The following is a 20156-nucleotide window of genomic DNA, read 5'->3' on the forward strand; positions in this document are numbered from 1 at the left end:
CCTGACGTCCCACTAGGGTGCAGCCCGTGAACGCCGAGACTCCCGACTTCATACGGGCCACCCGCACCGCGTACGACACGATCGCCGTGCCCTACACCGTGCAGTTCTCCGACTGGGCCGGCATCCCCACGCTGGACAGAGCCCAGATCACCGGCTTCGCGGAACTGGTGAAGGAGCAGAAAGCGGGCCCCGTGGCCGACATCGGCAGCGGCCCGGGCCACGTGACCGCGGCGCTCCACGGACTCGGCATCCCGGTGTTCGGTGTGGACGTCTCCCCGCGCATGGCGGAACTGGCCCGCCGGGCCCACCCGGACCTCCGCTTCCACGTGGGCTCGATGACGTCGCTGGACCTGCCGTCCGAGACGCTGGGCGGCATCACGGCGCTGTACTCGATCATCCACGTACCGGACGAGCACCTCGGCACAGCCTTCGCCGAGTTCCACCGCGTCCTCGCCCCCGGAGCGCACGCCCTGATCGGCTTCCAGTACGAACCCGGCGGCACCCACCTGCACCTCGACGAACGCTTCGGACACAAGATCTCCCTCGACTACTGGCTGCGCACTCCGGAGGCGGTGGCGGAACCCCTCACGAAGTCGGGCCTCCAGGTGATCCTCCGAGTGCTCAGGGAGCCCCTCGGCGAGGAGAAACTGTCCCGGGCGTACCTGGTGGCGAGGAAACCGGCGTAGGACGGCTTCGGGTGCCGCCGGAAGGCAGCAAGGGCTGAAGTAAGATTCAATCTACGTAAGAATGGATCTACCTTTGCGGCCGTGACCATGACTGGTCGGCGGCGGGTCGGAAAGTCTCGGCTGGTTCAAGAGTTCTGCGACCGCTCAGGCCTGCCGTATGTGGTGTTCCAAGCCACCCGCGGCCGTAACCCCGTTACGGAGCGTGCCGATTTTGTCGGGACTCTGGCGCAGTCCCCCCTGCCGGAGGCGGAGCTGGTCGCCGGACTCCAAGCACAGGACTGGAACCAAGCCCTGCGCTCGCTGGCGCTCGCGATCGCCGATGACTCCCCCAGCATCGCAGTGATCACCGACATCTGTCGTCCAAGCCGGTGCTGCTCCTGCTCGTCGGCAGCGACGTGTCCGTGATGGAGTCCTTGCAGTCGTCTGGACGGCCGTTCTTCGGCTGGGCGACGAAGAACACCGTCCAGCCCCTGAACCTGGCCGACGTGCTAGCCGGTGAGCCGTTCCTCCTGGGCGAGTTCCCCGCAGCGTCGCAGTCACGGGCCGTACTGGAAACGGTCGGCAGCGGCGAGCGCACGTTCAGCGCGATCGCCGCTCAGGCCGGCGGTGGCGGAGCACTGCCGGCCGGCATCCTTTCGCCGCTGCTGACCACCCTGCAGGACAAGCGGGTTCTGACGGCCGACCTCCCGCTGTCCGTCAAACCGGACAGCAAGAACAGGCGCTATCGGATCGCCGACCCGTACCTGCGCTTCTGGCTGGCGTTCCTGCAGCGTGCGATCCCGCTGATCGAGCGCGGGCGTGGCGACGTGGCGCTGGAACGCATCGAACGGTCCTGGTCCACCTGGCGTGGCCGCGCCATCGAGCCACTGATCCGAGAGTCGCTGCTTCGCCTGCTTCCCAACGGCGAGTGGCCAGAGACCGAGGCCATCGACGGCTGGTGGAACCGGCAGAACAACCCCGAGATCGACCTCATCGGCGCGGACCGCGAACCGGTGGCTCGGCAGGTGCAGTTCGTCGGGTCGGTCAAGTGGCTCGGAAACCAGCCTTTCGGCCGCCATGACTACGACGCTCTCGTCCGGGACATGCTCGCCGTCCCCGGCGCCGCACCCGACACCGCTCGGGTCGTGGTCTCACCCTGCGGGGTGGTCGAGGGTCTGCCGCTGACCGCGTGTTGGGGGCCGGAGGATCTCGTACGGGCTTGGCAGTCCCGATAGGCCACCTACAGCTCGATGGGCGGTAGGCGCGAGCCCTCTCCACCACTTCTTCGGCCGACAAGGCAATCTACGATCGAACTATGTCACGGAGCACGGTTCCAGACCTCTTCAAACTCAGCCTCCGAGATGACGAACGCAGAGAACTCTGACTGTGCGGCAACATCTTCGATTTCCCCGACAGGGATTTCACTCAATCCAATCTCAGAGTTTTCATCAGACCCGTCAGTGCGCAGAATGCGTCCATCGCGGTATTTTTGCACCTTTCGAGTCTCGTAACCGTCATCTCCAATTTCACTGAAGAAGGCCACCGGCTCCGCCTCAAAGTCGTGATGCCAGATAACTTTCCAATACTCCATAATCAATTCTTTCCGTGGCGTACTATTCTTCCAGCCACATCAAGAGGCTGCTGGTTGGGTACAAGATACACGTCTGGCCGATCGACGGATCGCCACAAGTCAAGCCCTCTCACATCTATCTCTATAAAGTGGCTAAACTTGTGCCCAGCCCAGGGCACTCGCAGGAAGGCGTGGGAAAGCTGACCTGGCGTCTTCGTGCCGGGCTGCGTGTCCGACAGATATTGCCCGTCGCCGTATCGAGCATCCTTGGGGTTGGTGGCCTTCAACGAAGGTCGCAGTTCTTCACTCCCCAAGATCCCCTCATATCCTTTTTCGTTCGTGTAATGAAAGAGGGATCCAAGGTCATCCCCCCGGACAACCTCTACGCCTGCTGGAGGACATGGAGTCAGACCAAGAGGATCAACCCACGCATGAGGGTTATGGACGTAAGTGGTGGGATTGCAAGCGGCTTCCAGACCAAGGGGATCCGGCGAAGTGTAGCGGGCAGTCGAAGGATCGTAATGCCGGAAGTAGTTGTAATGCAGCCCCGTTTCAGGGTCGTAGTACTGCCCCGGGAAGCGGAGCGGTGTGTATGCCGTGCTGTCGGTAGCCCACGCCGTTGTGCCCCATAGAGTGCTGCGCGTGCGCCAGGCTATGTCGCCGGCCTCGTCGATGAGTTCGGTCGGGGTGCCGACCAGGTCCGTGACTATGGCGAAGAAGCGGGAGTCGATTTCTTCCTGCGGGGCATCGGGCGCGGTGATGCGTTCGGTCTGGGTGATCGGGTGCAGGCCCTGGTGGTCCCAAGTCAGCGTGACCGGGTTCGGGACAGATGGGGACTTCGTCGTCTGTTCGCAGAGGGTCGTGCCGTCCCAGGTGAAGTCCACCTGTTCCAGGACCGATTCGCCGTCCGGGGACAGGCGTTGTTTGGCGATTCGGCGGCCCAAGGGGTCATAGTGGTAGCGCCAGCGCGTGCCGTCCGGGGTTGTCACCGCCTTCAGGCGGTCCTCCGCGTCCCACTCGTAGCGCCACGTGTCCGGCTTGCGGGAGAGGCGGGTCTTCTGGCGGAGGGTGATGCGGCCCGCTTCGTCGTGTTCGTAGCGGACGGAGCCGGCTCGGGTGATGCGCGTGCCCGAGTAGGCGCGGTCACCGGTCGCCTCAAAACCCGGGTGGCTCGACGGCCACGTCGCCTGCGTCTGGTTGCCCGCCTCGTCGTACGCGTACGTCTCCGTCCAGTTCGCCCCGTGGACCGCCGTCACGCGGCCCGCCGCGTCCAGGTCGAAGCGGCGCGTGCCGTTCAGGTCGTCGTCGATGGCCGTGAGGTTGCTGTCGGGCCGGTAGGCGTACGCGCGGTGCTGGAGGTGGTTGCCGGTGGGGCCGACCAGGTCCTGTTTCGTCAGGCGGCCCAGCGGGTCGAAGGACTGGGTCAGGGTCACCGACTCGCCTATGTGGCGGGTCAGTTCACGGCCCGCCTCGTCGTGCGTGAAGGTGAGGGTGCGGCCCGATGCCACCATGCCGGTGCGGTTGCCCGACTCGTCGTACGACCACGTCGTCGTCGCGGCCGTGGGCGTGGTGCGGCTGGTGCGGCGGCCCAACACGTCGTAGGTGAGAGTGAGTGCGCGGCCGTTCACCGTCTCCGAGAGCACGCGGCCGACTGCGTCCCGTTCCCAAGTCACTGTCGCGTCCGGGCTCGTGGCCTCCGCCAAGGCGCCCGACGTGTCGTACGCATACGTCGTGACCGACCCCGCCGCCTCCTTGCGGATCACCTGGCCCAGGACGTCCCGCGTGAAGTGGATCGACTCGCCGGATGCGGTCGTGGTGCCTGTCAGCTGGCCCGCCACGTCGTGCTCATACGTCAGCGTGCGGTCGTCGAAGTCCGTTTCCGAGACTAGGCGGCCTGCCGGGTCGTACTCGTAACTCCACCTCAGGCCCTGCGGGTTCACCACCTGCGTCAGGCGGAGTTCGGTGTCGTGGGAGAACTCGTAGCGAACCCCGTCCGGATCCGTGCGGGCCGACAGCAGGTCGAAATGGGTGTACTCGAAGCGGGAGACCGCGCCCGACGCGTCCGTGTGGGCCGTGCAGTTGCCCTCACCGTCATACGTCCAGGATTCCGTCGTACCGTCCGCCGCCGTACGGCGGGACAGGCGGCCCTCCACCGTCCATTCCAGGGCCGTCACCGCACCCGTGGGGTCGGTGATCCGCACCGGGCGGCCGAAGGCGTCGCGGGAGTAGCGGGTCACCGCGCCGAGTGGGTCGGTGATCTCCAGGGGGAGGCCCGCCGCATCGCAGCGCACGCGCGACACGTCCCCGAGGGCATTCGTGACGGATGCCAGGTGGCCCCGGTCGTCGTACGTGAAGCGGGTCGTCGTGCCCGAGGCGTCGGTCACCGCCGTGCGGTTGCCGTACTCGTCGAACTGCTGCTCCACAGACGTGCCGTCGGGTGCGGTCACCGTGACCGGCAGGCCCTGGGCGTCGTACGCGATGCTGGTGTAGTGGCCGTCCGGGCGGATCGCCAGGACCGTACGACCCGCCTCGTCGTAGGCGTAGCTCACCGTGCGGCCCAGGGGGTCGGTGACCGTGAGGGGGCGGTGGGCGCGGTCGTGGGTGGTGCGGGTCGTGGCGCCGTCCGGGGTGGTGACCGACGCCACCTGTACGTCGCTCGTGATGTCGTACCGCGTGCTGTGGCCCAGGGAGTTGATCGCCGTGACGGTGCGACGGCCGGTCGTCGGGTCCGGGTCGCCGTAGGTGTAGGTGTAGCTCAGGTGACCCGCCTCGCCGCCCTGCGAGACACAGCGGTCCTCGTCGTCGTAGGCATAGTGGTACGAGGAGTTGTTGGTGTCCGTCCAGGCGGTGATGCGGCCCAGCTCGTCGTTGGTGAAGCGGGTCGGCAGGCCCGAGGACTTCGTGACCGTCGACAGGTGGCCTCGGGCGTCGTAGCCGAAGCGGACCAGTTCGATGTCCTCGCCGGAGGTCAGGCGCAGGGCCGTGATCCGGTTCTCGGACCGCTCGATCCGCAGGTCGTAGCCGGCCGAGTGCACGATCCCGGTCGGGGCGCCCTCGTCGTCGTACTCGAAGGTCAGCCACTGGCCGGAGCGGTCGATGAGCTGGGAGAGCAGGGCGATGCCGTTGCCGTCGCCGCCCGGTCCGGCGAAGTCCCACACACGGCCGGCGGCAGGGTCGGTGACCGTGTAGTCGCCGTACTCGTCGACCGTCAGGGGGTGGCCCTCGCCCGCCAGCGGCAACACCGGCACACCGGGAGCCGGGTGCGGATACGCCAGCAACGAGCCGTCCTCGCGGACGAAGACGACTCCCTCGGCGTCGATCTCCAGGCGCTGATCGGCCGTCGACGTCCAGCACGGGCCGAACCAGCGGCCCGCCCGGTACGAGGACTCGAACTGGCGTGAGAACACGAGCGGGAGCCGGGCGGGGAGCGACGCGTCCGTCTGGGGCAACGACATGCGCCCGGTCGCCATGTCGATCGGGTCGCTGCCGAACAGCTTGCACTTCAGTTCCCGTGCCACGTCCATGAGCCCGCGACGCGTGCCGTTGCGCGCTGCTCCCGTCGCCGCGTCCTTGGCCGCCCCGCGCAACGCGTCCTTCAGCGCGGCCCGGCCCGCACCCCCCGCGCCCTTCCCCCCGATCAGGTTCGAGAGCAGATAGCCCGCCGCGTCTCCCGGATCGCTCGACCACCCCGTCCCCAGCAGCGACATCGGCAGCCGCTCCGGATGGGCCGCCGTCCCCACCAACCCCGCCAGCAGCATCGAGGAGTTCTTCGACCACTCGCCGGGGTGGGTCAGGTTGTAGGGGTCCAGCGGATTCACCGTGCGGGCCAGTTTCAGGACGTCCGTGCCGCCGCGCAGCAGACCGCCCAGGACGTGGACCGAGTTCAGCTGGGTGCCGACGAACAGGTCCGCCGCGCCCGCGCCCAGGCGGTCGGTGAACTCCGGCTTCGGTGGGGCCGATTCCAGAGCTGCGGCTATCTTGCGGCGGGCGTCCTGCGCCGCGTCCGTGCGCTGGCGGCGGGCGTGGGTCAGGATCTCCTGCGCTTCCTCGCGGCCCGCCGTCCCGGGGTCGACGAAGTCGCCCGGTTTCGTCGGCTTCACGCCCGGGTCGCCGCCTGCCTCGGCGGTCGCGTTGTAGCGGTCGGCCGCCTGGTTGTACGCCGACACCTGTGCTTCGTACGTGTCCGCCGCCCGCCGGGAGGCGTCCTGCGCGGCCCGGTATTTCTCGATCGCCGCCCGCGCCCGCCCCTGCGCCCAGGTCACCATGTCGGCGTACGACTCCAACGCCCCCGCCGCCGCAGTACACGCGTCCGCAGCCGTCAGCCACTGCTTCGGCTGTACGTCGAACTTCGCGCGGAACGCGTCCGCGGCCTGGCCCCGCCACTCGCCCGGGTCAAGGGAGCGCATGCCCTGGCCGACGTTCTCGAAGGCCGCCGCGAACTTCCGCAGATGGCCCGCGCGTTCGCGGAGCGCCGGCTCGCTGCCGTGGATCAGTTCCTTCGGGTCCTCGGTCTCGCCCAGCGCGCGTTCCGCCACCGTGCCGCCGAGGCGGTTGTTCACGCTCTCGCCGAAGTCACGGACCCGCTCGGCCGCGCCGTCCGCGCCCACGTCCGACAGCAGTCCCGCCGCCTTGTCCGTGCCCCAGTTGACCGCCTCGCCAACCCCTTTGTTCAGGCCGTCCGCCGCGCCCTCCAGGCCGTCGCCGAAGTCGTCGACCAGATCCCCGAAGCCCATCAGCCCTCACTCTCCGAGGAATCCGCGGAAGGAGGCCCGCTCCACTGCCAGTCCGTCCGCGGATCGAACAACGCGTCCGGCGTCACCGTCGACGTCTCCACGTCCTCCGCCGCCTGCGACCAGGCCGCCTTCACCTCGTCCTGGCCGGACGTGAAGGACTCCGCGCTGTAGTCCGCGTTCGCCACCTGGCTGACCGGGTTGTCCTTCAGCGTCTGTGACCAGGAACGTTCCTTCACCTCGTCCGGGGAGAGGTACGGGTTGCCCGTGCCCGCCGTCCACACCGACTTCAGGGTGTCGGAGACGTACTGCTCCTGCTCGTGGTAGATCCCCGCCGACAACCCCAAGCGGCCCGCGAACTCGTTCGCGTCCTGCATCAGGGAGCGCACGCCCCAGCCCCAGCGGTCGCAGAAGTCGGCGAAGACCTGCTGGAGGCCGTCGTCGCCCGCCTCCAGGCCCGTCATCGACAGGTCGTCGAAGCCGCGGCCCAGGTTCGCCTCGATGTCGAAGCCGAACTGCTTCAGCTCGTCCATCGCCTGGTTGATGCCGCGGGTGATGCGTGCCATCGCCTCCGGATCGACCTGGTAGCCGTCGCTCACGCCACCGACTCCCCCGTGTCGACAGCCACCGCGTCCGGCACGATCCCCACGACCGGCGGAAGGACGAAGCCCGTCCGGCTTCCCGCGTCCACCGCGATGCCGACGGGGCCGTCGACGGCCGGGATCACCTGGTCCAACAACCGCGCCCCGTACACCGGCACCCAGTCGGGTGCGGCCTCACCCCGCGCCTCGGCGAACCGCTCCAGCGCCGCGCGTTCCGTGAACGCAAACAGCCAGCGAATCCCGCCCGCCTCCGCCGACAGCAACGAGCCGTCGACCACCGGCACCAGGACCTCACTGCGCCGGAACTCCCCAATCTCCGCCCGCCGTTCCCGCAACGCCTCGGCATGCACGCCGGCCGCCCCCCGTCGTAGACCTCATCGAACGTCGCACAAGTGAACGATGATGCTAGACGATTCAGCTGAGAGCCGCCCTCCGCGTTTCAGACAGCCGGTACCACCGTCACCGCCGACAGGCGATGTACGTCCCGTGCTGTCCCCGTGACCCCCGACAGGAACCCCTGCGCCCGAGGCGACGCCGTCTCCGTCAGCCAGTCCGGGTCGATGTCGCAGACGGCGACCCGGACCTCCGTGCCGGCCAGGGCCAGCGGGAGGGTGTGGACGACCGTCGAGGGGAAGCTGAGGATCGTACGGCCGATCGGGCCGCGGCGGGCGATCAGCTCCAGGGGGAGGTCAGGGCGGACGATCTCCAGCCCTGTCTCCACGGCCAGCCGGTGGAGCTTCTCCGTCGCCTCGCGGCGGTGGGCGAAGTAGCGGGTCGCGCCGTGGGTCTTGGCCAGGCGGGTCACGGCTTCCAGGTAGCGGTCGGCGTCCACCACGCCCGTCTCGACGAGCGAGGTGCCCACCATGTCGGCGCCCTTGGTGATGCGCGGCGGGCCGAAGCGGGAGCGGGTCCAGGCGAAGGAGTTCACCGACATCGTCACTCCCGCCGGCGCCTCCTCCATCGGCATCGAGGAGAAGATCTCGACCCCCCGGCCCTCCCCCGGCGGTCAGGCGCTTGCGGGCCGCCGCCGAGATCGGGGCGAAGGCGAGGTCGCGGGGGCTGGGGCGGCCGCCCTTGCGGTGCCAGCGCACCAGGCGTTCGCCCCGGGCGAGTTGGGAGACGAACTCCATGGTGGCCGTGCCGTCGTCGACGACGACCAGGTCGGGGGCGCGCGTGATCGTCAGCAGCAGCTGTACGTAGCGGGAGAAGGGGTCGCCCAGGACGATGCGGTCCGCCCTGCGGAGCATCCCGGCAAGGCCCCCGATGGTCTGGAAGGGGGCCGCGGGGCCGCCCCTAGCCTCTTCCCAGCGGACCTCGTGGCCCTCCTCGCGGGCGAGTTCGGCCATCCGGCGCAGCTGGCCGCGGGTCATGGGGTCGGTCGGGGACAGCACGACGAGGACGAGCTCCGCGCCGGGCGCGTGGGCATGCGCCCATTCCAGCACGTTCAGCAGCTGGACCGGACTCTCGACGAACGCGAGAGTGGAGGTGCCGGTGTTCCCGGCGCGGGGGCTCATCGACGTACGACCGTCCCGTCGTAAGGCGCTCATGCGGCGCTCGTATGCAGGGGGCGCGCCGAGTCCTCAGGCAGACGACACCTGAGGACTCGGCACCTGGTGGCTCAGACCGAGATCGGCTCGCCCGCGGCGGCCGCGATCTCCGCCTCGGCGACCACGCCGGGGACGCGGCGCAGCTTCTTCATCGGGCCGAGCTCGGAGTCGTAGACCTTCTTGACGCCGTCGCCGAGGGAGGCCTCGATGGTGCGGATGTCGCGGACCAGGCGGACCAGGCCCTGCGGCTCGACCGACGCGGCCTGGTCGGAGCCCCACATGGCGCGGTCCAGGGTGATGTGGCGCTCGACGAAGGTGGCGCCCAGGGCGACCGCGGCGAGGGTGGTCTGCAGGCCCGTCTCGTGGCCGGAGTAGCCGATCGGGACGTTCGGGTACTCCTCCTGGAGCGTGTTGATCACGCGCAGGTTGAGCTCCTCGGCCTTCGCGGGGTACGTCGAAGTGGCGTGGCAGAGAAGGATGTTGTCCGAGCCGAGGACCTCGACCGCGTGGCGGATCTGCTTCGGGGTCGACATGCCGGAGGACAGGATGATCGTGCGGCCGGTGGCGCGCAGCGCCTTCAGCAGCTCGTCGTCGGTCAGGGAGGCGGAGGCCACCTTGTGGGCCGGCACGTCGAACTTCTCCAGGAAGGCGACGGCCTCGGTGTCCCACGGGGAGGCGAACCAGGCGATCCCCTTCTCCTTGCAGTACGCGTCGATCTGGCGGTACTCGTCCTCGCCGAACTCCACGCGGTGGCGGTAGTCGATGTAGGTCATCCGGCCCCAGGGGGTGTCGCGCTCGATGTCCCACTGGTCGCGCGGGGTGCAGATCTCCGGGGTGCGCTTCTGGAACTTCACGGCGTCACAGCCGGCTTCGGCGGCCACGTCGATGAGCTTGAAGGCGTTCTCCAGCTCGCCGTTGTGGTTGATGCCGATCTCGCCGCAGATGTAGACGGGCTGGCCGGGTCCTGCGATGCGCTCGGTGCCGAAGGTGCGCAGGCGGGAGTTAACAGTCATGGCGGGACGGTTCCTTACTTGTCGAGGGAGTCGAGAGAGGGGCCGAGGATCCAGCTGGCGATCTCTCGGATCGCGCCGTCGCCACCGGGGACGGTGGTGACCGCACGGGCGGCGCCGCGTACCACGTCGTGGGCGCTCGCGACCGCCACGGGCCAGCCCACGAGGGCGAAGCACGGGAGGTCGTTGACGTCGTTGCCGACGTAGAGCACGCGCTCGGGCGCGATGCCCTGCTCCTCGCACCACTGCTTCAGTGCGAGGTCCTTCCGGTCGATGCCGTGCAGCACGGGGATCTTCAGCTTCCGTGCGCGGGCGGCGACGACCGGGTTCTGCTCCGTGGAGAGGATCAGCATCTTCAGGCCGCTGTTGCGCAGGGCCGCGATGCCGAGTCCGTCGCCGCGGTGCACGGAGACGAACTCCTTTCCATCGGCGTCGATCAGCACCCGGTCGTCGGTCTGGGTGCCGTCGAAGTCCAGGACGACCGCGTCCACGTCCTCGAAGGAAGGCAGCGAACCGGGGCGGTCCGCGTCGAAGAGGGGGGCCAGCGCGCGGGCGCGGGCCAGCTCGTGGTGGTCGTCGATCTCCAGCACGCGCGCGGGGTCGGTGCGCACGAGTTCGGTGCGGCCGAAGAAGCGGTGCTGGTGCTTGCGGAAGCCGGGTGCGTCCATGCCGTAGACGGCGCCGGTCTCCAGGAAGTCCTGGGGGCGGTCCTGGCGGCGCGGGCGGAAGGACTTGTCGTGGTTGACGCCGTAGCCGCCGCCGACGGCCGCGTCGGCCTCCTCGACGGTGCCGGCGCGGGCCTCGTCGTCGGCGTCGCGCCACACGAAGCCGTGGAAGGGGGCCACGGTCATCGCGGAGTCGGCGTGGTTGTCGACGATGGCGCCGACCACTCCGTCCACGTCCTCGCGGATGATGAAGGGGCTGGTGCACTGCACGAGGAGCACCACGTCGACGGTGGCGCCGTGCAGTGCCTCGTGGGCGTCCATGGCGTGCAGGACGGCGGCCTCGGAGGTGGCGGTGTCGCCGGCGATGGCGGCCGGTCGCAGCACGACCTCGGCACCGGCCGAGCGGGCCGCCGCGGCGATGGCCTGGTCGTCGGTGGAGACCACCACGTCGGTCACCAGGCGGGAGGCCCGGCACTCGCGTACGGCTCGCGCCACCAGGGGCACCCCGCCGACCGGGGCGAGGTTCTTCGCGGGCACGCCCTTGGAGCCGCCGCGCGCGGGAATCACCGCGAGCACGCGGCGCATGGAGACGCCTTGGCCCGCTTGCGGGTGGGACATGGGTTCAGCTCCTTGGAAAGGGCTTCGGAAGGTGGTCACAGCTCCCCCATCCGCCGGATGACCGGAGCCACGCGCTGCACCCCGTGCCGGTAGGCGCCCCGGGCCGCGCGGCGCACGATCTGCCGCACCGGGCCCGGCTCCTTGTCGTGGGCGGGGGCGCCGGGCAGCGGCGTGCCGTCGGGGCCGAGGTGGTGGCGGGCGAGGATGCCGGGGAGGTAGCCGGGGGCGGTGACGGGTGTGTAGTACGGGGTCAGCGGGGGCCGTTCGGGGGAGGCGAGCAGTTTGGCGATGCGCTCACGGGCCGCGTCGAACGCCTCGGCGTAGCTGCCTCCCCCAGACTCCGTCTGGGAGGTGCCCCCAGCAACGACGCCCTGCCGGGCCACCCACTCCTCGTCGGGCACCGGCCGGTGGCCCGCATCGAGCTGGTCCCAGGAGGCGAGGCAGCCGGAGCCCACGAAGTGGTGGTTGCCGAGGACCTCGCGGATGCCCAGGTCGGTGAGGACCGCAGTGGGGATGCGCCGGTGCAGTGACTCCAGTGCGGCCGTGGAGCTGATGGTGACCAGCAGGTCGGTCCGGTCGAGGACCTCGCCCATGTTGCCGTAGACCAGACGGAAGTTGGCCGGCGGTTCGAGCCGCTGGATCAGCTTCTGGTACGGCAGCTCCTCGATGTGTGTGGTGTGTTCGCCGGGCCTGGAGCGCAGCTTGAGCAGCACCTCGCGCTCGGGGTGCAGCCGGGCGTGCCGGATGAGGCGGTCCAGCAGGTACACGCGGTCCCTGCGGTTGTCCGGCACCGAGGGCTGGACCGCGAACACCACGGTGTACGGGTCGTGTTCGCCTTCGTAGGCCGCCCCGCCGAGGAACGGCAGCGCCACCTCCGTGACCGACGAGGCGTCCGCGCCCACGCCCTCGTACACCGCGCGGAAACGCTCGGCGTCCTGGCGGGAGTTGGCGAGGACCAGGTCGGCCCCGTGCCGCAGGAGCAGACCGTCGGCGAGCTTCTCGTAGACGACGCCGACATAGCCGGTGACGACGACGGGACGCTTCCTGGCACCGGGCTCCTTGTCCAGGCCGTCCCAGACGCGCGCCAGGCCGTGCAGCATGGCCTGGACGCCGCCGCCGACGAGGGCCAGCACGACGATGTCGTACGACGTCTCGGCCATGGCGCGCAGGAACTCGACGGCGGTGACCTCCCGCAGGGAGTCCGCGCGCACGCCGACCTCTTCGAGCTGGCGTGCGGTGGGCGTGGCCCGCCCGCGCAGCAGGTATCCGTCCAGCGCGAGGCCGACTTGCGCCTCGCCTCGGGGTCCGGCTTCCATGGACGGGCCCGGGGCTATGCGGTCGGCGGTCAGCGCACCCCATTTCCAGCGGGTGTCCGAGTCCGCGAGGACGGCGATTCGAAGGGACTTCGTTGTACTTGGCGGCACGACGACGACGCTAGGAAGCAAATTCGAGGTCCTGCCCAACCACGAATCAACGAAAAGTTAACAACAGCCCACCGAGAGCCGAACTGGCCCGCCGAAGACCGGGAAGTACACGGGATGCACCGTTCCGACACATCGAGTTCACCCGCAGTCCCCTTGCCGGAAAGTTCCGCTGCCGGACCGCCTTCTAGCGTTTCGCGGGTGCCTAAGCTCTCCGTCATCGTGCCGTTCTACAACGTGCAGCAATACGCCCCGGACACCCTCCGAAGTCTTCGCATGAATGCGCGGCGAGATTTCGAGTTCGTGCTGGTGAACGACAAATCCAAGGACGAAACTCCGGCGATTCTCGACCGTGCGGCCGAGGAACTCTCGAAGGTCGCCCAGGTGCAGGTCCTCCACCACGAGACGAACGGAGGGCTCGCCACCGCGCGCAACACCGGCCTGGACGCGGCGCGCGGCGAGTATCTGACCTTCCTGGACGGCGACGACTGGCTCGCGCCGGGCTACCTCACCCAGCTGGTCGCCGCCATCGAGGAGTTGGGCTGCGACTTCGTCCGCACCGACCATGTGCAGACCGTGGCGCGCGCCCGGACCGTGCACCGGGTCCCGATCGGGCGGCGGAACGAGGTGCTGAACCCGCGGGACGCGATCCTGCCCGCCGACCGCTCGACGTCCGTGGACTACGCGTACGCGTGGGCCGGCGCCTACCACCGCCGGCTGCTCGACCGGGGCCTGCTGCACTTCACCGACGGGCTGCGCACGGCCGAGGACCGGCCGTGGATCTGGAAGCTGCACCGCGAGGCCGAGTCGTTCGCCGTGGTGAGCCTGCTGGGCGTGTTCTACCGGCGCGGGGTGGCCTCCTCCCTCACCCAGATCGGCGACGCCCGCCAGCTCGACTTCATCCGCGCCTTCGACCAGGTCATCGAGGAGACGGCGGCGGACCGGGACGCCGACCGGCTGCTGCCCAAGGCGGTGCGCACCTACTGCGCGATCATCGCCCACCATCTCTCCGACGAGTCCAAGTGGGAGCCGTCCGTGGCCAGGCAGCTGCGGGCGATGAGCGCGGCGGCCATAAAGCGGATGCCGCAGGACATGCTCGGTGACGTGCTCGACACCATGGACCTGCGCCGCTCCGCCAAGCTGCGGCGGCTGCGGCGGCGGGCCACTACTGCGAAGGCGGCCGCGTGATGTCCCCGACCAGCTCCCGCAACAGCCCTGCTACGACCCAGATCTTCTGCGCCTCCACGCTGTACGGCGCGGTCACCCTGGCCGCCGCGATCGACTCCGACCTCTTCGAGGAGCCCGAGCGCCGGGTGCTGCTGGTGTTCAACAACACGGCGACACCGGAGACCTCGACGCCGCTGGACGAGATGCCGGGCTTCGCACCGCTGCGCGACCACTTCGACGAGGTGCTGTCCTGGAACGAGGCGATCCGCCCCTTCCACCCGGGCTCCTGGACACCCCGCCCGGACGACATCCCCCTCTTCGAGCGCTATCTGCGGCTGCTGTGGGGCCTCGGCGAGGACCGTGTGGAGCTGGTCCTGGAGTCCATCCAGGTCACCCCCGCGCTCACCGTCGCCCAGATCTTCACCGGTGCCCCCGTCGACGTCTACGCCGACGGCCTGATGAGCTACGGCCCGACCCGCAACAAGCTCGACCCGCTGGTCGGCACGCGGGTGCGCCGCCTGCTCCACCTGGACCTGGTCGCGGGCCTGACGCCGATGCTGCTGACCGAGTTCGACGTACCGCCGGTCGTGGTGCCGACGTCCGCGTTCCTGAAGGCGATGGGCGAACTGACCGCCGCCGTCGAGGAGTTGCCGCCCCTGCCGGACAACGCGGCGCTCCTGCTCGGCCAGTACCTCTCCGCGCTGGACATCCTCTCCCCCGCGGAGGAGGAGGACCTGCACGTACGGATGCTGAAGGGCGCGGTCGCCGGCGGGCACCGCTCGGTCGTGTTCAAGCCGCACCCCAGCGCACCGGCCCGCTACAGCCGGGCCCTTGAGGCCGAGGCCGAGAAGCTCGGCGTGGACCTCACCGTCCTCGACACCCCGGTGCTCGCCGAGGTGCTGTTCGCCAAGGCGCGGCCCGCGCTGGTCGTCGGCTGCTTCTCCACCGCGCTGTTCACGGCCTCCGCCCTCTACGACCTGCCGGCCGCCCGTGTCGGCACCGAGCTGCTTCTGGAACGGCTGACGCCGTACCAGAACAGCAACCGGGTCCCGGTGGTGCTGGCCGACGCGGTGCTGCCGGACCTGGAGGGCCGAGAGGGGCAGGAGGCCGTTCCCGCGGACCTCCTCAACGCCCTGATCACCGCGCTCGGTTTCACCCTGCAGCCGCAGATCTACCCGTCGCTGCGCCCGGCCGCGGAACGCTTTCTCTCCCAGCACTTCGGCCCGCGTACCCGCCGCTATTTCCGGAAGAAGCGCCTGACGTCGCTGGGGCTGCCGGGCGGAATTCCGGAGCGGCTGACATTCCTGCCGCGCAGTTCCACCGCGCGCCGTGTGGTGCGGCGGGCGCGAGCGCTGAAGAAGGCTGTGAAACGCTAGGCGAAACACTGGGTGAACCACGGGAAACGCGTGCGCGACCCTTCGCGAAAGGCCAGGTCATACGCTCATGACCTGGCCTTTTCGCGAGCTGCGGAACCTGTGACAAGTCCACACCGCCCCCCTACCATCGCGGGATGCGTATCCCCCAGCTCGAAGAAGCCAACGCCCGCATGCTGGCGCACGCACCATCCGTCCGGCCGGTCGCCACCAGCGACATCATCCGCACCCATCGGAAAAAGTTTCCGTATCGCGGCTATGTGGAGATCGACTCCCCTTATTGCCCGCCCTTCGTGATGTTCTGCGTGAATGACGACGCGGTCGCTCTGGACACGCTGTGGAACGGCCGGTTCGGCTATGAGCCCGGCAGCCTCGCCACCTGGTCCCGGCTCGCCGCGAAGAGCACGACGATCGCCGATGTCGGGGCGCACGTCGGGTACTTCTCGATGATCGCCGCCCTCGGCAACCCGAAGGCGAAGGTCCACTCCTTCGAGCCCGTGGACCAGATCCACGCCCGCCTTTCGGTGAACGTCCGGTCGAACGCCGCCCAGAACGTCAAGCTCCACCAGGCGGGCGTGTCCGGCGAGGCGGGCTGGGCCGAGATCAGCGTCCGTTTCGCGGGCAACCTCCTGTCCACGGGGTCGACCCTGGAGGGCGGTGCCCCCGACGCCGAGCAGAAGCGGATCCGGCTGGTGTGCCTCGACGAGGTGTTCGCCGAGACCAGGCTGGACCTCGTGAAGATCGACGTCGAGGGTCACGAGCTGTCGGTCCTCAAGGGGGCCCGCCAGGTGCTCAAGCGCGACCGGCCGACCGTGCTGCTGGAAGCGCTGCGGGACGCGGACATGCAGATCCTCCTCGCCGAGTTCGACCCTCTCGGCTACGACTGCCACTGGGTCACCGAGGACGACGGCACGCTCGTCCCGTGGTACGCGCCCCGGCCGCACAGGACGCGGAACCTCCTGTTCACTCCGCACGACTGACACACCGGCCGGCCGGGGGCGAAAGGGAAGCGAGACAGGGCGGACGGCTTCCGGCCACGGCCAGTTCGACGGAAGTTCACAGACCTTCCATAGCTTCTCCGAATGCCCCAGCAGGACATTCGACCGCGAATACCCGATGTCGTCCCGGCAGAGCTGACGCCGCCGGGACCGGAGCCCGTTCGCCGCTCCCTCGTCTCGTACGTCCTCCCGGTCTACAACGAGGAAGACGGCATCAAGGCGTTCCACACCGAGCTGGCCACGGCGCTCGGTGAACGCCCTGAGTTCGACTACGAGTTGGTGTACGTCAACGACGGCTCCGGCGACGGCTCCCTGGCGATCCTGAAGGACCTCGCCAAGAACGACGAGCGGGTCCGCGTCGTCGACTTCGCCCGCAACTTCGGGCACCAGATCGCCATCACCGCAGGTCTCGACGTCGCCCGGGGTGACGCGGTGATCGTGATGGACACCGATCTGCAGGATCCGCCGCGGGTCAGCCTGGAGCTGGTGGACGCCTGGCGGCAGGGTGCCGAGATCGTGCACGCCCGTCGGCGCTCCCGCCAGGACACCGCGTTCAAGCGGGCCACCGCCCACCTCTACTACCGGGTCCTGCGCTCCTCCACCGACGTGGACATCCCGCTGGACACCGGGGACTTCCGCCTCCTTGACCGGCGGGTCGCGGACGAGCTGCGCAAGTACCGGGAGCGCAGCCGCTTCGTCCGCGGGATCGTCGCCTCGATGGGCTACCGGCAGACCGAGGTGGCCTTCGACCGGGACGAACGGTTCGCGGGCGAGACGAAGTACCCGCTGCGCAAGATGGCCCGCCTCGCGATCGACGGCATGACCAGCTTCTCCACCGCCCCGCTGAAGATGATCACCCGGCTCGGCTTCGTGGTGCTCGCGTTGTCGCTGCTCGGCATCGTCTACGCGCTCGCGATGAAGTTCTTCCGCCCCGACATCACCGTCTCCGGCTGGACGATGATGATGTGCGTCGTGCTGTTCCTGGGCGGCACGCAGATGCTGTCCCTTGGCGTCATCGGCGCGTACGTCGGGCGCATCTACAGCGAGGCGCAGGGCCGGCCGCTGTATCTGGTGCGCGACGTGATCGGCGGCGACGGTGACCGCTGACACCACGTCGACCGCGACCGGCACCGCTCCGGCCCGGCGACGGCTGTCCCGGCAGCTGCTCAGCTACACCCTGATCGGCGGCAGCGGGGTCGTCCTCGACCTCGTCGTCTTCCTGCTGCTGCACAACGCGGCCGGGATGAACGAGCAGTTCGCCAACGCGATCAGCACCACGCTCGGCATCGCCAACAACTTCGTGCTGAACGCGCGGTTCACCTTCGAGCGCCGCGACCGCCTCGTCGTGCGCTTCCTGCGGTTCTACGCCGTCGGCCTGACCGGCATCGCCCTGACGAACCTGCTCTTCCTCGCCTTCACCGACGGCCTGGGGATCGACGCCAACATGATCAAGGCGGCCTCGCTGCCCCTGGTCCTGGCGCTCCAGTTCGTGCTCAACAGAAAGTGGAGCTTCGCATGAACCTCGGCATCATCGGCGCGGGTGCCACCGGCCTCACCGCCGCCTGGGACGCCGTACGCGCCGGACACCAGGTCACCGTCCTGGAGGCGGCCGACGAACTCGGCGGCCTGGCAGCGTCGTTGGAGGTCGGCGGGGTTCCGCTGGAGCGCTACTACCACCACATCTTCCGCAGCGACAGGGCGATGATCGCGCTCATCGAGGAGCTGGGGCTCGGTGACGCCCTGCGCTTCCACAAGCCGACCACCGGCATCTACCGGGGCGGACAGCTGATCGACTTCACCACGCCCTTCGACATGCTGCGCCACCCGGAGTTCGGGCCGGTCGACGCCGTGCGCTTCGCCGGTTCGTCGGCGCTGCTGAAGGCGGTCCGCAAGGGCGACCGCTACAACGACCTCACCGCGCTGGCCTGGCTGCGCAGATGGGCCGGGAAGAAGGCCACCGCCGCGATCTGGGAGCCGCTGCTGCGCGGCAAGTTCGGCGACCGTGCCGAACAGGTGTCGATGGCGTGGCTGTGGGCGCGGATCCACTGCCGGACCTTCGAACTCGGCTATGTGGACGGCGGGTTCGAGCGGGTCTACGCGGCGCTCAAGGACGGGATCGAGGAGCGCGGCGGGAAGGTGGAGTTCGGCAAGGCGGTGGAGTCGATCCGGCAGGACGGGGCCGACGAGGCCGTCGTGACCTGCGCGGACGGATCGTCGTACGCCTTCGACCGGCTGATCGTGACCACCCCGCAGCCCGCCTTCGCGAAGGCGGCCGGGCTGCCCGACGACAGCGCGGTGTGGAAGAACCAGTACCTGGGCGCCACCTGCTTCGTCCTGGAACTGGACCGCAGCGCGATCCCGTACTACTGGCTCAACATCAACGAGCCGGACTTCCCGTTCCTCGCGGTGGTCGAGCACACGAAGATGATCGACCCGTCCGTGTACGGCGGCCGGCACATCCTCTACGTCGGCAACTACGTGGAGCGCGAGGACTGGCGGTTCACCACGGACCCGGGCGAGCTGCTCGACGCGTTCGTGCCGTATCTGCAGCGGATCAACCCGGCCTTCGAGAGGTCCTGGATCCAGACCTGGCACTTCTCGAAGGCCGGGTTCGCGCAGCCGGTGGTGACGCCCGGGTACCGGGCGCTGATCCCGGCGCATGAGACGCCCATGAGCCGGGTCACGCTGGCCACGATGGCGCAGATCTACCCGCAGGACCGGGGGCAGAGCTACTCGGTGGCGATGGCCCGCGAGGTCACCGCCGCGCTCGGGCTCAACGCCTGACGCACAGCACCAGCCGCTCCCCCGGGTTCCCGGGCGGGCAGTCGTACACGGCGGTGACCCGGCGCCACAGTTCCGGGTCGACGTGGCCCGGCTGGAACCAGGGCCGCTCCAGCACCGCGTACGGGGCCGGGTCGTGGTCGACGCAGTCGGCGTTCTCCTTGAACGACTTCAGGTCGGCCACGTCCGGCAGATAGCGGGTGCGCTGGAGGAAGGTAGCGATCGGGTAGCGGCACCGGGCCGGGTGGTCGAGGTCGTACGCCGTCTCGCCGAAGGCCAGGTACAGCACGGGGGCGCCGGCGGGCAGTTCGGCGGCGATCCGGTCGACCTGGTCCGCCGTGCGCCGCTGCTGCTCCAGGTACCCGGAGCCGGTGACGGTGACCTTGCCGTGCAGCACCAGGTGCGGGGAGCCCGGCCAGATGCTCGCGGCCAGCAGGACGACTCCGGACAGGGCGACCAGGACGGCCGAGCGGTTCCGCAGCCGCTTCTCCAGCAGGACGTCCAGCGCTGCCGCGAGCAGGGCGAGCAGTCCGGCCGCCCAGACCTCCCACGGCCGCTGGAACCTGCCGGGCAACTGGGCGTACAGCACGGGCAGTACGCCGTACAGCAGGGACACGACCCCGAAGCACCACGGTGGGGATCTGCGCGCGCCGCCCACCGCGACACCCCAGACGACCGCGGCCACCACGGGCATCTGCGCGCCGTGGTACAGGAACCAGTTGCCCTGCACGACCACGACCGCCTGCGCGGCGAGGCCGATGAGCGCGGCGATCACGAGGAGTTCGGTGCGGCGCAGCCGGCCCCGCACCCGGGTAAGGACGAGCAGCAGCGCGCCCGGCAGGAGCAGCAGCACCGGGCTGGTGACCGCGCGGTCGGCGAGGAAGTCCACCGTGCGTTCGAGGATGAAGTGCGGGCGGATGCCGGTCCCTGCCGATCGCGGACTGGTTGATCTGCGGCATGTCCTCGGTCCACTGCCACTCGCGGGTGCCCGCGAGGACGCTGAGCCCGA

Annotated in this window: 16 protein-coding genes and 1 pseudogene; 8 read left to right on the forward strand and 9 right to left on the reverse strand. The window is 69.4% G+C overall.

Annotated features, from left to right (window positions below; all coding sequences use genetic code 11):
- Positions 1-26 precede the first annotated feature (26 nt).
- Positions 27-686, forward strand: coding sequence for a class I SAM-dependent methyltransferase (locus RKD20_RS16840; protein ID WP_424878441.1), 660 nt, complete (start codon positions 27-29; stop codon positions 684-686).
- Positions 687-1054: 368 nt separating this feature from the next.
- The gene (locus RKD20_RS16845) at positions 1055-1900 is read left to right on the forward strand and encodes a DUF234 domain-containing protein (protein WP_424878442.1); all 846 of its coding nucleotides are present in this window, start codon (positions 1055-1057) and stop codon (positions 1898-1900) included.
- Between the two features lie 83 nt (positions 1901-1983).
- Here the strand turns inward: RKD20_RS16845 and RKD20_RS16850 are convergent, their stop codons facing one another.
- From RKD20_RS16850 to RKD20_RS16885, 8 genes and pseudogenes are all read right to left on the reverse strand, one after another.
- Positions 1984-2256: a DUF6881 domain-containing protein gene (locus RKD20_RS16850; RefSeq protein ID WP_424878443.1), complete on the reverse strand. Its 273-nt coding sequence runs from the start codon at positions 2254-2256 to the stop codon at positions 1984-1986.
- 2 nt (positions 2257-2258) lie between these two features.
- On the reverse strand, positions 2259-6968 hold the full coding sequence (locus RKD20_RS16855; protein ID WP_424878444.1) for a putative T7SS-secreted protein: 4710 nt from the start codon (positions 6966-6968) through the stop codon (positions 2259-2261).
- Positions 6968-7564 (reverse strand): hypothetical protein, encoded by a 597-nt coding sequence (locus RKD20_RS16860; RefSeq protein ID WP_424878445.1) that lies wholly within the window; start codon positions 7562-7564, stop codon positions 6968-6970. The genes RKD20_RS16855 and RKD20_RS16860 overlap by 1 nt, the downstream gene beginning before the upstream one ends.
- Positions 7561-7917: an SseB family protein gene (locus tag RKD20_RS16865; RefSeq protein ID WP_424878446.1), complete on the reverse strand. Its 357-nt coding sequence runs from the start codon at positions 7915-7917 to the stop codon at positions 7561-7563. Before RKD20_RS16865 ends, RKD20_RS16860 begins: the two co-directional genes overlap by 4 nt.
- An 89-nt stretch (positions 7918-8006) precedes the next feature.
- A pseudogene (locus RKD20_RS16870) lies at positions 8007-9081 on the reverse strand (hypothetical protein).
- A gap of 104 nt (positions 9082-9185) precedes the next feature.
- Entirely contained in the window at positions 9186-10127 is a 942-nt protein-coding gene (locus RKD20_RS16875) for an N-acetylneuraminate synthase family protein (protein ID WP_424878447.1), read from the reverse strand.
- Between the two features lie 14 nt (positions 10128-10141).
- Positions 10142-11407: a cytidylyltransferase domain-containing protein gene (locus tag RKD20_RS16880; protein ID WP_424878448.1), complete on the reverse strand. Its 1266-nt coding sequence runs from the start codon at positions 11405-11407 to the stop codon at positions 10142-10144.
- A gap of 35 nt (positions 11408-11442) precedes the next feature.
- Positions 11443-12831, reverse strand: a complete 1389-nt coding sequence (locus RKD20_RS16885; RefSeq protein WP_424878449.1) for a DUF6716 putative glycosyltransferase — start codon at positions 12829-12831, stop codon at positions 11443-11445.
- 198 nt (positions 12832-13029) lie between these two features.
- Between RKD20_RS16885 and RKD20_RS16890 the strand changes: the two genes are divergently transcribed.
- The 6 genes from RKD20_RS16890 (at position 13030) to RKD20_RS16915 (ending at position 19150) form a co-directional block, all read left to right on the forward strand.
- Complete coding sequence (locus RKD20_RS16890; RefSeq protein WP_424878450.1) at positions 13030-14016, forward strand: glycosyltransferase family 2 protein; 987 nt, start codon at positions 13030-13032, stop codon at positions 14014-14016.
- Positions 14016-15371: an alpha-2,8-polysialyltransferase family protein gene (locus RKD20_RS16895; protein ID WP_424878451.1), complete on the forward strand. Its 1356-nt coding sequence runs from the start codon at positions 14016-14018 to the stop codon at positions 15369-15371. Before RKD20_RS16890 ends, RKD20_RS16895 begins: the two co-directional genes overlap by 1 nt.
- A gap of 134 nt (positions 15372-15505) precedes the next feature.
- Positions 15506-16348 carry an FkbM family methyltransferase gene (locus RKD20_RS16900; protein WP_424878452.1) on the forward strand — a complete coding sequence of 281 codons (843 nt, stop codon included), beginning with the start codon at positions 15506-15508 and terminating at the stop codon, positions 16346-16348.
- A 102-nt stretch (positions 16349-16450) separates the two neighbouring features.
- Positions 16451-17473 (forward strand): glycosyltransferase family 2 protein, encoded by a 1023-nt coding sequence (locus RKD20_RS16905; RefSeq protein WP_424878453.1) that lies wholly within the window; start codon positions 16451-16453, stop codon positions 17471-17473.
- Positions 17463-17885 (forward strand): GtrA family protein, encoded by a 423-nt coding sequence (locus tag RKD20_RS16910; RefSeq protein ID WP_424878454.1) that lies wholly within the window; start codon positions 17463-17465, stop codon positions 17883-17885. Before RKD20_RS16905 ends, RKD20_RS16910 begins: the two co-directional genes overlap by 11 nt.
- Entirely contained in the window at positions 17882-19150 is a 1269-nt protein-coding gene (locus tag RKD20_RS16915; RefSeq protein WP_424878455.1) for an NAD(P)/FAD-dependent oxidoreductase, read from the forward strand. The genes RKD20_RS16910 and RKD20_RS16915 overlap by 4 nt, the downstream gene beginning before the upstream one ends.
- Here RKD20_RS16915 and RKD20_RS16920 read toward each other — a convergent pair.
- Positions 19140-20036 (reverse strand): hypothetical protein, encoded by an 897-nt coding sequence (locus RKD20_RS16920; protein WP_424878456.1) that lies wholly within the window; start codon positions 20034-20036, stop codon positions 19140-19142. The two genes, RKD20_RS16915 and RKD20_RS16920, sit on opposite strands and share 11 nt — an antisense overlap.
- Between the last annotated feature and the right edge of the window lie 120 nt (positions 20037-20156).

This window comes from Streptomyces sp. SLBN-8D4 (assembly GCF_049739545.1).
Lineage (GTDB): Bacteria > Actinomycetota > Actinomycetes > Streptomycetales > Streptomycetaceae > Streptomyces > Streptomyces canus_C.